The 12380-nt window shown below is 51.4% G+C and carries 13 protein-coding genes; 3 read left to right on the top strand and 10 right to left on the bottom strand.

The genetic code is table 11. From position 1 onward, the window contains the following. Window positions 1-46: 46 nt before the first annotated feature. The 4 genes from FDX01_RS12280 to apbC form a co-directional block, all read right to left on the bottom strand. A complete protein-coding gene (locus tag FDX01_RS12280; protein WP_137399848.1) occupies window positions 47-730 on the bottom strand; it encodes a fimbria/pilus periplasmic chaperone in 684 nt (227 codons plus the stop codon). A 54-nt stretch (window positions 731-784) separates the two neighbouring features. Next, window positions 785-1339 carry a fimbrial protein YehD gene (gene yehD / locus FDX01_RS12275; RefSeq protein WP_137399847.1) on the bottom strand — a complete coding sequence of 185 codons (555 nt, stop codon included), beginning with the start codon at window positions 1337-1339 and terminating at the stop codon, window positions 785-787. A gap of 278 nt (window positions 1340-1617) precedes the next feature. Continuing rightward, on the bottom strand, window positions 1618-1899 hold the full coding sequence (locus FDX01_RS12270; protein ID WP_137399846.1) for a DUF2574 family protein: 282 nt from the start codon (window positions 1897-1899) through the stop codon (window positions 1618-1620). Window positions 1900-2163: 264 nt separating this feature from the next. Next, window positions 2164-3273 carry an iron-sulfur cluster carrier protein ApbC gene (gene apbC, locus FDX01_RS12265; protein WP_096756512.1) on the bottom strand — a complete coding sequence of 370 codons (1110 nt, stop codon included), beginning with the start codon at window positions 3271-3273 and terminating at the stop codon, window positions 2164-2166. 163 nt (window positions 3274-3436) lie between these two features. Here apbC and metG point away from each other — a divergent pair, with 163 nt between their 5' ends. Further along, a complete protein-coding gene (metG, locus tag FDX01_RS12260; protein WP_115258048.1) occupies window positions 3437-5470 on the top strand; it encodes a methionine--tRNA ligase in 2034 nt (677 codons plus the stop codon). Between the two features lie 76 nt (window positions 5471-5546). On the opposite strand, the gene FDX01_RS12255 is transcribed toward metG, so the two are convergent. The 3 genes from FDX01_RS12255 to FDX01_RS12245 are packed head-to-tail and all read right to left on the bottom strand — an operon-like array spanning window position 5547 to window position 8465. Next, the gene (locus tag FDX01_RS12255; protein ID WP_115259919.1) at window positions 5547-6017 is read right to left on the bottom strand and encodes a DUF1456 family protein; all 471 of its coding nucleotides are present in this window, start codon (window positions 6015-6017) and stop codon (window positions 5547-5549) included. Between the two features lie 46 nt (window positions 6018-6063). Then, window positions 6064-6783: a two-component system response regulator BtsR gene (btsR, locus tag FDX01_RS12250; RefSeq protein ID WP_115258047.1), complete on the bottom strand. Its 720-nt coding sequence runs from the start codon at window positions 6781-6783 to the stop codon at window positions 6064-6066. Next, window positions 6780-8465 (bottom strand): sensor histidine kinase, encoded by a 1686-nt coding sequence (locus FDX01_RS12245; RefSeq protein ID WP_096756509.1) that lies wholly within the window; start codon window positions 8463-8465, stop codon window positions 6780-6782. Before FDX01_RS12245 ends, btsR begins: the two co-directional genes overlap by 4 nt. 226 nt (window positions 8466-8691) lie before the next feature. On the opposite strand from FDX01_RS12245, the gene mlrA reads away from it, so the two are divergent. Next, the gene (gene mlrA / locus FDX01_RS12240) at window positions 8692-9423 is read left to right on the top strand and encodes an HTH-type transcriptional regulator MlrA (RefSeq protein WP_115258046.1); all 732 of its coding nucleotides are present in this window, start codon (window positions 8692-8694) and stop codon (window positions 9421-9423) included. A 52-nt stretch (window positions 9424-9475) separates the two neighbouring features. Further along, window positions 9476-9583: a protein YohO gene (locus tag FDX01_RS12235; RefSeq protein WP_003027354.1), complete on the top strand. Its 108-nt coding sequence runs from the start codon at window positions 9476-9478 to the stop codon at window positions 9581-9583. Here FDX01_RS12235 and FDX01_RS12230 read toward each other — a convergent pair. Genes FDX01_RS12230 through FDX01_RS12220 form a run of 3 tightly spaced genes read right to left on the bottom strand, consistent with a single transcriptional unit; the run spans window position 9564 to window position 12367 of the window. Continuing rightward, complete coding sequence (locus FDX01_RS12230; protein WP_137399845.1) at window positions 9564-10295, bottom strand: ABC transporter permease; 732 nt, start codon at window positions 10293-10295, stop codon at window positions 9564-9566. The two genes, FDX01_RS12235 and FDX01_RS12230, sit on opposite strands and share 20 nt — an antisense overlap. Then, window positions 10279-11226 (bottom strand): ABC transporter ATP-binding protein, encoded by a 948-nt coding sequence (locus FDX01_RS12225; RefSeq protein ID WP_137362823.1) that lies wholly within the window; start codon window positions 11224-11226, stop codon window positions 10279-10281. The genes FDX01_RS12230 and FDX01_RS12225 overlap by 17 nt, the downstream gene beginning before the upstream one ends. Further along, window positions 11219-12367: an ABC transporter permease gene (locus FDX01_RS12220; RefSeq protein ID WP_137399844.1), complete on the bottom strand. Its 1149-nt coding sequence runs from the start codon at window positions 12365-12367 to the stop codon at window positions 11219-11221. Before FDX01_RS12220 ends, FDX01_RS12225 begins: the two co-directional genes overlap by 8 nt. Window positions 12368-12380: the final 13 nt, after the last annotated feature.

Genomic DNA, 12380 nt, shown 5'->3' with positions numbered 1-12380 from the left:
TACACTAAATCAGTAAGTTGGCAGCATTACCCATAATCAGCTCCTGTTATTTTAGGCTGACGTTATCGCTAATATAATTACCGTGGTCGTCAATAATAGTTATTTTATACTGATTAGTATTCGCACTTTTTAATGTCACATCTGCACTGGAAAGTGGTGCAAGCATAATGCTTTCGTTATTTATTTTAACATCATTAGCTTTTACTTCCGTCACCGTGACCCAGTTAGCGGCATCATTCTTAATGGAATAAATACTGCCGTTACGTTTCATAGACAATTTTTGAAACGTATACTTATTAACTGGTGAGATACCTTTAGGTCGATAAAATAGTTTAATCCTATTTTGCATCGCGAACTTGAGTACATTCTTTCCTGCGCTGTCAGGATTGTTCGGAGGAATATCCAGTACATTGAGATAAAAAAGACTCTCTTTATTATCGGGTAACATATTGGGCACTTTTTTAATTTTCAACTGCTGGCCTGAGTTGGTCGCTACTTTAACAACCGGAGGAGTCAGCAGAAAAGGGACCTGGATCTTTTCTGGCGGTAAAGACATATCACCATCATCAATCCATGACTGTACCAGCGATGAACGTTCTCCTTGGTTCATCAGTTGCACCAACACTTCATTTTTTTCTGCCGGGTAGATAACACGAGTGCCATAAATAACTACACCAGCATGAGCAGGGAGAGTAAACAAAAAAGGAATAAAACTAATGAGTCCTTTCATCTCAACCACCATATATAAGAAAGTAAAAACGGCGGCAAAGCCGCCGGAATAAAATCAATCAGTAGATACTTGCAATTTAATTACAGAGTTTACCTCACCAGCCGTCACATTTGTCGCAGTTTTCGCATAATAGGCTTTAAAATCTAATTCATATTCACCATTACCCGTTTGTTTCAGCTTCACTGACTCTCCTGGTTGGATAGCTTTTGAGGCATCACCACTTACCCTTTCGTTCTGCAGATATACTTTATACCCCACACCTTCCGCGACCCCAGAACTTTTTGCAGTAATATCTCTGTATTGACTAGTAAATCCATCCTCTATGAATGAAATGCTAGGGTTATTTTTCCCATCACATTTAAATTTAATCTTTGAACCAGATGAGTTAGTAAACCCTTCCAATTGGTCACCAACTTCAATTTGGTCTAAAGCGCTCTTACTGACATCAGGCATAACGATATTATCTTTAGCCGCACCACTAACTATAGTACATGAAACAGGTAAAACAACCCCTTCAATAGTCAGTGTTCCTGTATCATCAGCAGCAAACGCCCCAACGCTCATAAATACAGCAGACAGTACAGCAGCAGAAATAATTGAACGTTTCATAGTATCTTCCTTAATGAATTAATTTCTATTTGTTAAGAGATTCAACTCTTGAAATTAAATTCGCACACAAGAAACGTTACCGCAATGTAAACACCTTGTTTTATTGATTTAAAACAAGTTATAAATAGCAATATAATTACAACAAATAAGTAAGAGCGAATACTATTTTTGCATTTAATAAATTAGCGTAATTAATCATTCGATATTATTCGTGAAGACAATAAAAAAGCACTAATCATTCATAATCATGATTAGTGCTTAATAGTGATTTCCGTATATTAATCGTAACGGCTTAACACTATTTGCCGAGTGGCATCCCCTCCCAGGAGCACAAGCTCGGTCACCACGCCTCTTACAGGATGAGACGCAACCTCGCGGATGTTTGGAGTTAAGGTGGTGATACCACAGCGTTGTTGCACTTTATTGTTGACAACATCAGCGCTACACGTCGGTTCAGTCACCCTGCCACTGATGGTTAATGTGGCGCTATCTGAAGCGAAGGCAGACGAACTCATTCCATAAGCCAGAGTAATAAGTCCCAACAATAAACCAATTTTCATTGCATTCATTATTCCTGTATGGGTGGAAAACAGCGCATTCGCCGTCGGTCCGGTTAATTATGGGTTAACTTCCTTGCTAAAACCAATTGAGATTGTAGATTAATTGGTTTGATTTGATCAATTGCAATGATGCATTGAGGTGATTTATTCGGAAAAAGACATGAATTATACAGGCAGGATAAACAATATTACGAAGTTTTTTCACTCTAAGTATTCACCGCATCAATAATACATTGATGCGGTGAATATCTGTAACGCTATAAATTACACCGCGCGGAAGGCAATCTCACCGGGGATAACTTCGCCCTGCCAATACAGCTGTGCGGCAATACGTCCTGCCAGGTCACGGTAAATCGCAGTGAATTCGCTGTCAGGACGGCTAATAACCGTCGGCGTACCACGATCGAGGTCTTCACGCAGTGAAATGTGCAGCGGCATTTGTCCCAGCAGTTGAGTACGATATTGCTCCGCCAGCTTCTGCGCGCCACCGGTGCCGAAGATCGGCTCATGATGACCACAGTTGCTGCAGATATGCATACTCATGTTCTCAACGATGCCCAGAACCGGCACTTCCACCTTCTCGAACATCACAATGCCTTTTTTGGCATCGATAAGCGCAATGTCCTGCGGTGTGGTTACTACAACCGCCCCCGTTACCGGGATGTTCTGCGCCAGCGTCAGCTGAATGTCACCGGTGCCCGGCGGCATATCCAGGACCAGATAATCGAGATCTGGCCATAACGTTTCTTGCAGCATCTGCAGCAGCGCTTTACTGGCCATCGGGCCGCGCCACACCATGGCGTTATCGTCGGTGACAAGATAACCAATGGAGTTGGTTGCCAGGCCATGAGACATAATCGGCGCCATATGGGTGCCGTCCGGTGAGGTCGGGCGCTGATTTTCTGCACCGAGCATCGTCGGGATAGACGGGCCATAAATATCGGCATCGAGAATACCGACCTTCGCCCCTTCCGCAGCAAGCGCCAGCGCCAGGTTAACGGCGGTTGAGGATTTCCCTACCCCACCTTTACCGGAACTGACGGCAATGATGTTTTTCACACCGTTGATGCCCGGCTGGTTTTTCACGCGTTTCAGCGTCGCAATGTTGTGCGACAGCTTCCAGTCAATGGCTTTCGCGCCGGTGATACGCAGTAGATCGGCACTGCATTGCTCTTTTAATACTTCAAACGCGCTGTGCCAGACGAACGGCATCACCAGCTCAACGTGCAGCGTGTCATCCATCCAGGCGACATGGTGCAACGCTTTTAGCGTCGTCAGATTATGCTTCAGGGTTGAATGTTGAAAATTCGCCAGCGTCCCGGCGACCATAGCGCGCAGGGTTTCTGGTGATTTGGCCTGGGATTGTGCGTTCATCCCGACTCCTTTTTGTTGTTCTGAAAGACGATTGTCACCAGCTAGTTTACTCCAACCGCGACAATTATTCATTTACGGATAAATGCCCTTATCACTTGGCGCAGTAATTACCATTTTGGTACTATCAAAGCCCTTTTCACTACAAAAGAAGTAATTGCCCACTATGACTCAAGTCGCGAAGAAAATTCTGGTAACGTGCGCGCTGCCGTACGCCAACGGCTCCATCCACCTCGGCCATATGCTGGAGCACATCCAGGCTGATGTCTGGGTCCGTTACCAGCGAATGCGCGGCCACCAGGTAAACTTCATCTGCGCGGACGACGCACACGGTACGCCAATCATGCTGAAGGCTCAGCAGCTTGGCATTACACCAGAGCAGATGATCGGTGAAATGAGTCAGGAGCATCAGACTGATTTTGCAGGGTTTGATATCAGCTACGACAACTACCACTCCACGCACAGCGATGAGAACCGGGAGCTGTCCGAGCTTATTTATACGCGCCTGAAAGAAAACGGTTTTATTAAAAACCGCACGATCTCCCAGCTGTACGACCCGGAAAAAGGCATGTTCCTGCCGGACCGTTTCGTTAAAGGCACTTGCCCGAAATGTAAGGCTGCGGATCAGTACGGCGATAACTGCGAAGTGTGCGGCGCGACCTACAGCCCAACCGAACTTATCGAGCCGAAGTCCGTGGTGTCTGGCGCGACGCCGGTCATGCGTGACTCCGAACACTTCTTCTTTGACTTGCCGTCATTCAGCGAAATGCTGCAGGCATGGACGCGCAGCGGCGCGTTGCAGGAACAAGTTGCGAACAAAATGCAGGAGTGGTTTGAATCCGGCCTGCAGCAGTGGGACATTTCCCGCGACTCACCGTACTTCGGTTTTGAAATCCCGAATGCGCCAGGCAAATACTTCTATGTCTGGCTGGATGCGCCGATTGGCTATATGGGCTCGTTCAAAAACCTGTGTGACAAGCGCGGCGATACCACAAGCTTTGATGAATACTGGAAAAAAGATTCTGACGCCGAGCTGTATCACTTCATCGGTAAAGATATCGTTTATTTCCACAGCCTGTTCTGGCCTGCCATGTTGGAAGGCAGTAACTTCCGTAAACCGACTAACCTGTTCGTCCATGGTTATGTGACGGTGAACGGCGCGAAGATGTCAAAGTCTCGCGGAACCTTCATTAAAGCCAGCACCTGGCTGAAGCACTTTGATGCCGACAGCCTACGCTATTACTACACGGCGAAGCTTTCTTCACGTATCGATGACATCGACCTGAACCTCGAAGATTTTGTTCAGCGCGTTAACGCCGACATCGTCAACAAAGTGGTCAACCTGGCGTCCCGTAACGCGGGCTTTATCAGTAAGCGTTTTGACGGCGTACTGGCAGCTGAACTGGCCGATCCGGCACTGTACAAGACCTTTACCGACGCCGCTACAGTGATTGGCGAAGCGTGGGAAAGCCGCGAGTTCGGTAAAGCCATTCGTGAAATTATGGCGCTGGCCGACGTGGCTAACCGCTACGTTGACGAACAGGCTCCGTGGGTTGTCGCCAAACAAGAAGGCCGTGACGCCGATCTGCAGGCGATTTGCTCCATGGGTATTAACCTGTTCCGCGTCCTGATGACCTACCTGAAACCGGTTCTGCCAACGTTGAGCGAGCGTGTCGAAGCATTCCTGAACAGCGAACTGACCTGGGATGCCATCCAGCAGCCGCTGCTCGGCCACAAGGTCAACACCTTCAAAGCGCTGTACAACCGCATCGACATGAAACAGGTTGAAGCCCTGGTTGAAGCATCAAAAGAAGAAGTGAAAGCGGCTGCCGCACCGGTTACCGGCCCGCTGGCGGACGACCCGATTCAGGAAACCATCACCTTTGACGATTTTGCCAAAGTTGACCTGCGCGTGGCATTGATCGAAAACGCCGAGTTCGTTGACGGCTCCGACAAACTGCTGCGCCTAACCCTGGATCTGGGCGGTGAAAAGCGTAATGTCTTCTCCGGCATCCGTTCAGCCTATCCGGACCCGCAGGTGCTGATTGGTCGTCAGACCATTATGGTGGCTAACCTGGCACCGCGTAAAATGCGCTTCGGCATTTCTGAAGGCATGGTGATGGCCGCCGGCCCTGGCGGGAAAGACATCTTCCTGTTAAGCCCTGACGAAGGCGCCAAACCTGGCCAACAGGTGAAATAAACAAAAAAAGCCGGATTATTATCCGGCTTTTTTTTGCCCGTTAGCGCTACGCATGCACGGACCTGCGGGTGTTAAATCACGCTTTCGTGTGATGTACCCGGTGAGTCAAACCACGCAGGAAATAACGTAAAAACTGGTCTCCACACTCGCGGTAGTTTTTATGTTCCGGCGCACGCATCATGGCGGTAATTTCCGGCATCGACACGCGGAATTTCTGCTCGGTCATAATGGCCAGAATATCATCGGTTTTCAGTGAAAAGGCGATACGCAGCTTTTTCAGCACCGTATTGTTGTTCACCCGACGCTCAAGCGCCAGTTCCGGCGCCGAATCATCTTTACCGCGCAGATGGTAGATCAGGCCGTTTAAAAAACCGGAGAGAATGATGTCCGGGCAACGAATAAACCCGTCTTCATCTTCTTTCGTCATCCAGGTGTCGAAACCTGCGGCGGTGGATTCCATGTCAGCAAGCGCAAGGATCCGCACCATGTCGTTATTGTTCGCTTTCAGGGTGTAGCGCAGGCTACGAAGAATGTCGTTACTTAGCATAGAGCCTTCAACTGTCGGTGATGCAATGGCGCGCAGTGTACCAGTTTTACAGACCAATCGCCTCTTTTAGGCTTTTAAGATAACGGCGGCTCACCGGCACGGTCAGGCCGTTACGTAAAATCAACTCGGCCTGGCCGTTATCTTCCAGGCGAATCTCCTGCAGCTGCGCCATGTTCACCAGATATTGTCGATGGCAGCGCAACAGCGGCGTGCGGCTCTCCAGCGTTCTCAGCGTAAGTTCGGTAAAGCCTTCTTTGCCGTCGCTGCTGGTGACAAAAACGCCGCTCATGCGGCTACTGACAAACGCAACATCGTCCATTTGCAGCAGATAAATGCGGCTGTGACCGGAACACGGAATAAATTTTAGCGCCTGCTGGTTTTCCGGCAGCACCGACACATCCTGCTTCGTGCGCTCCTGGCGTAAACGGATCAGCGTTTTCTCCAGCCGGGTTTCTTCAATCGGCTTGAGCAAATAATCAAAGGCATGCTCTTCAAAGGCTTTCACCGCATACTCATCAAATGCGGTGAGAAAAACAATATACGGACGGTGTTCAGGATCGAGCATGCCCACCATTTCCAGACCGCTAATACGTGGCATCTGGATATCGAGAAACAGCACATCAGGGCGCAATTTATGCACCGCGCCGATGGCCTCAACGGCATTCGAACATTCCCCCACAATCTCAATGTCGCTTTGCTCCTGCAACAGGATCCGCAGATTTTCCCGCGCTAACGGTTCGTCATCCACAATCAACACTTTGATCATGCCAGTTCCTCCAGGGGAAGTCGTAAAGTGATTCGGGTAAAGAGGTCAGGTTCACACACTACGCTGATGCCAAAATCATCGCCAAACCGTTCACGTAGTCGCTTATCCACCAGATTCATCCCCAGCCCGCTGGCCTCGGTTGTCGGCAGATACAGGCCGGCATTATCTTCGATATCCAGCATCAGATACTGCCCTTCTCGCCGGGCGGTAATGGAGACCTCACCGGTATCAAGTAGCTGAGAGGTGCCGTGCTTAATCGCATTCTCGACAATGGGCTGCAACGTAAATGCTGGCAATTGCTGATGCGAAAGTTCATCCGGTACCGTTAAAGTGACCTGCAGGCGCGACTGAAAGCGCGCCTTTTCAATTTGCAGATAGGCGTTAACGTGTTCAATTTCATCTGCCAGCGTCACAATTTCTGACGGCCGTTTGAGGTTTTTGCGAAAGAAGGTCGACAGATATTGCACCAACTGACTGGCCTGCTCGCTGTCGCGGCGGATCACCGCTTTAATGGTATTGAGCGCATTAAACAGAAAATGGGGATTCACCTGCGCATGCAGAAGCTTAATTTCTGACTGCGTGAGCATCGCTTTTTGCCGTTCATATTGCCCGGCAAGGATCTGCGCTGACAGCAACTGCGCAATCCCTTCGCCAAGCGTGCGGTTGATCGAACTAAATAAGCGGTTTTTGGCTTCATACAGTTTGATGGTCCCCATCACCCGCTGGTTTTCACCACGCAAAGGGATCACCAGCGTCGAGCCTAATTTGCAGTGCGGATGCAGTGAGCAGCGGTAAGGTACCTCGTTGCCGTCGGCATACACCACTTCGCCGGTATCAATCGCTTTTTGGGTATAAGAGGATGAAATCGGCCTACCTGGCAGATGATGGTCGTCACCAATTCCGGTAAAGGCCAGCAGCTTATCGCGATCGGTTATCGCCACTGCACCAATGTCCAGCTCCTCATACAGTACCTGGGCCACCTTCATGCTGTTAACCTCGTTAAACCCCTGGCGCAATATGCCTTCCGTTGAGGCGGCAACTTTTAGCGCAGTGGCTGAAAACGCCGAGGTGTATTTTTCGAACATGGCCCGTTTGTCGAGCAAAATACGCATAAATAAGGCCGCACCCACGGTATTGGTGACCATCATCGGCGCAGCAATATTACTCACCAGATGCAGCGCATTATCAAAGGGACGCGCAATCAATAAAATGATCAGCATCTGCACCAGTTCGGCAAAAAAGGTGATCGCGCCCGCCGTCAACGGGCTAAAGACTTTATCAGTGCGACCGCGACGGGTCAGTACGCTGTGTACCAGCCCGCCGAGCAGTCCTTCAACAATGGTCGAGATCATGCAGCTCAGCGCGGTCATTCCGCCCATCGAATAACGATGCAGGCCGCCAGTCAACCCGACTAGCCCCCCAACCACCGGGCCGCCAAGCAAGCCACCCATCACCGCGCCAATCGCACGGGTGTTGGCAATGGAGTCTTCAATATGCAGCCCCAGGTAGGTACCCAGAATGCAAAAGATGGAAAAGGTGACGTAGCAAAGGAGTTTGTGCGGCAGCCGGATAGTGACCTGCATCAGCGGGATAAATAAACGCGTTTTGCTCATTAACCACGCAATAACAAGAAACACGCACATCTGCTGTAGCAGCAGCAACACCAGATTAAACTCGTACATACCCGCCAACCACAGTCTTCTTAAAAGCGCGTAACATACATGGGCTGCGCGTAACTTTCTTTGAACTGTTGCAAAAAATGAGGAATTTGTGAGAACGGTCACTCAAAAGCGTGGGTATGACTACAAAATCACCCATTCCGTGAGCAAAAAACAGACAAAACTACCTGGTTCGCAAAAGAGCGTCTAAAGTAAAACTGGGACCTCGCGAGCAAGAGTGAGACAACAAATGGCGCTTTACACCATCGGTGAAGTGGCTTTGCTTTGTGATATTAACCCTGTCACTTTACGTGCGTGGCAGCGGCGATATGGATTACTGAAACCGCAGCGCACAGACGGCGGTCATCGTTTGTTTAACGACGCGGACATCGACAGGATCCGCGAGATCAAACGCTGGATAAACAACGGTGTGCAGGTCAGTAAGGTTAAAATGTTGCTCAGCAATGAGAGCATTGATGTGCACAACGGCTGGCGCGAGCAGCAAGAAACGCTGTTGAGCTATTTGCAAAGTAATAATTTGCATAGTCTGCGATTGTGGATCAAAGAACGTGGCCAGGATTATCCCGCCCAGACGCTGAACACCCATCTGTTCATTCCGCTGCGGCGACGCCTGCAATGTCAGCAACCTATTCTTCAGGCACTGCTCGGCATTCTTGACGGCGTGCTGATTAACTACATTGCGATTTGCCTCGCCTCAGCCCGTAAGAAACAAGGTAAAGACGCGCTGGTCGTCGGCTGGAATATTCACGATACCACCCGGTTATGGCTGGAGGGCTGGGTCGCCAGCCAGCAAGGATGGCGGGTTGATGTACTGGCTCACTCGCTCAATCAACTGCGACCGGAACTGTTTGAAGGCCGGACACTTCTGGTGTGGTGCGGCGATAACCAGACGGCCGCTCAACACCAACAATTAACCGAGTGGCGTGCGCTAGGCCACGATATTTATCCACTCGGTATTTAATATTCCATTAACAAACGTGTACAATCCTTTTATATACCATAAGGAGTACATCATGAGCGCAGCTAAAATCGGCGTGATCACCCTCTTCCTGTTGATGGCCATCGGCGGAATCGGCGGTGTGATGCTTGCAGGTTATACCTTTATTTTACGTGCCGGGTAAGGTGTTGCGCGACTCGCTCAAACCAGCGATCGACAATGATGGCCGCCAACGCGACCAGCAGCGCCCCCTGTATCACATAGGCAGTATTAAATCCGCTCAGCCCGATGATTATCGGCGTACCCAGCGTGTTTGCCCCCACAGTTGAGGCGATCGTGGCGGTGCCAATGTTAATAATCACCGACGTGCGAATACCAGCCAGGATAACCGGCGCGGCCAGCGGCAGCTCCACTTTGCGCAACCGTTGACCGCTGCTCATCCCCATTCCACTGGCAACATCCAGCACGCTGGCTGATATCCCGCCCAGCCCCGCCAGCGTCGCCTGTAAAATCGGTAACACGCCGTACAAGATCAGCGCGATAATGGCCGGCTGTGGACCAAACCCCATCACCGGAACAGCGATGGCCAGCACGGCGACCGGCGGAAAAGTTTGCCCCACGGCGGCAATGGTTTCCACCAGCGGTCTGAATTCAGTTCCCCATGAACGCGTGACCACGATCCCCGCCCCCATGCCAATGATCACCGCCACCAGGCTCGAGATCCCCACCAGGCTAAAATGGGCCAACGCCAGCGCCAGAAAACTCTCCTGCTGATAAACCGGTCGCGGCAGCTGCGGGAACAGCGCGCTAAACAGCACCTGGCTATGAGGCAACCCCGCCAGCAGCAGCAGAAAACAGATAACCAGCCATAACAGCGGATCAGTCAGACGTTTCACGGTGCGGCCTCGGTGAGAGTAAATCCTGAAAATGGAGCGTCCCGCAGGCTCCGCCCTTTGCGTCAACCACCGGCAGAACGTCGCACCCCTGCGCCACAAAAATAGAGAGCGCATCGCGCAGTGTCATCTCGTCTACCAGCGGCTCGCCGCTGAGCTGCTCATGGCGGCGGGTAAAATCACCGACAGTGCGCAGCGCCAGCAGCCGAACACCCAGTTCGCTGCGGCCAAAAAAGGTGTGTACGAAGTCGTTAGCCGGTGCTGTGAGCATCGATAGCGGCGTGCCTTGTTGCACCACCTGACCTGCGTCCATCAGCACCAGGTGTTCCGCCAGCCTCAGCGCTTCGTCAATATCATGGGTAACCAGCACAATGGTGCGTCCCAACAGCCGGTGAATGCGGGTCATCTCCTGCTGCAACGCGTTGCGCGTTACCGGATCCAGCGCACCAAAAGGTTCATCCATCAGCAGCACCTGGGGATCGGCGGCCAGCGCACGCGCCACTCCCACCCGCTGTTGTTGCCCACCGGAAAGCTGATGAGGATAACGATGACGCAACCCCTCTTCCAACCCCAGCAACGCCATCAGTTCATCTGTTCGGTCATCAATACGTGAACGCGACCATTTCTGCAGCTGCAATACGGTGGCAATGTTCTGTGCAACGGTCCAGTGCGGAAACAGTCCAATAGACTGAATGGCGTATCCCATCCGTCGTCTTAATTCCAGCACCGGCAGGCTGCGGATCTCATCGCCAGCAAAGCGAATCGTCCCGCTGTCATGCTCCACCAGGCGGTTAATCATTTTGAGCGTAGTGGACTTCCCCGACCCCGACGTACCAATCAAGACAGAAAAGCTGCCTTCGCGAAAATGCAGATTGAGATCGTTGACCGCGTGTTGTTGGCCAAAGGTTTTACAGACATGGCTAAATTCAATCATCAACGGTCACCTTCAGCAGAGCTAAACCTAAATCAAACAGGGCATCGATCAGCACCGCCAGCACCACCACCGGGACGACACCCAGTAGTACTAAATCGACGGCACTGCTGAGCAATCCCTGAAAAACCAATGCGCCAAATCCCCCCGCGCCAATCAGTGCGGCAATAACGGCCATCCCCACCGTCTGCACCATCACGACACGTAAACTGCGCAAGAAGACCGGTAACGCCAGCGGGAGTTGTACCGCACAAAAGCGCTGACGCGAGCTCATTCCCATTGCCCGGGCGCTTTCCAGCACATCAAGAGGAACCTGGTTCAGCCCCGCCACCACGCCGCGCACCAGCGGCAGTAGCGCGTACAGCACCAGCGCAATCAGCGCAGGGGCCAACCCGGTTCCGGCAATGCCCAATGCACGTAACCAGGGAAAATGCTGAACCAGCCCGGCAAGCGGGGCAATCAGCAGGCCAAACAGCGCCACGGAAGGAATGGTCTGAATAATATTCAGTACGGCAAATACCGGCCCCTGGCGCGACGTAGAGAAGGCGCACCAGATGCCCAACGGGATGCCAATCACCAGCACTGGCAGCACGGTTCCGAGCAGGATAGTCAGATGTTGCGCCAGCGCATCGTCGAAGACATCCTGACGATTGGCATACTCTTTGAGCAGCGAAAGGTCGTTGAACATCCCGGTCAGCAGCAGCGCAACGGGGACGATGGCAATGTGCATATGCAGTAACCAACGCCACAGTGGCCTCGCGGTGAGACGACGAATCGCGTCGCTGAGCGCCAGCAGCATCAGTCCCAGCCCAAGCCAGAATCCGCTACCCAGACTGGTTCTCGCCAGCGGACTTCCCGTCTGCGCCAGCCCGCTTGCCGTTTTACCGGCGGCAATCAACGCCGCTATTAGCAGCAGTTGTACTACGATCAGGGTTAACACGTTGCCGGCGCGACCGGGGATAAAACACAGCGCCACCAGTAGCAGAAACATCGCCGCCAGCCCCCACGCAAAACCGGGCCAGAGTTCCCAGAGTTGTCGACCTTCGCCAGAGACCAGACGATTGGGGGCATAACTGATGAAAGGCAGCGCGGCTGCCGCCATTAGCAGAAATACCAGCAGCAACAGCACTCGATTAACAGACATCGTTGATACAACA

It is taken from the genome of Citrobacter sp. wls613, assembly GCF_005281195.1.
Classification (GTDB): Bacteria; Pseudomonadota; Gammaproteobacteria; order Enterobacterales; family Enterobacteriaceae; genus Citrobacter; species Citrobacter gillenii.
This window is presented reverse-complemented; position numbering and strand designations above follow the sequence as displayed.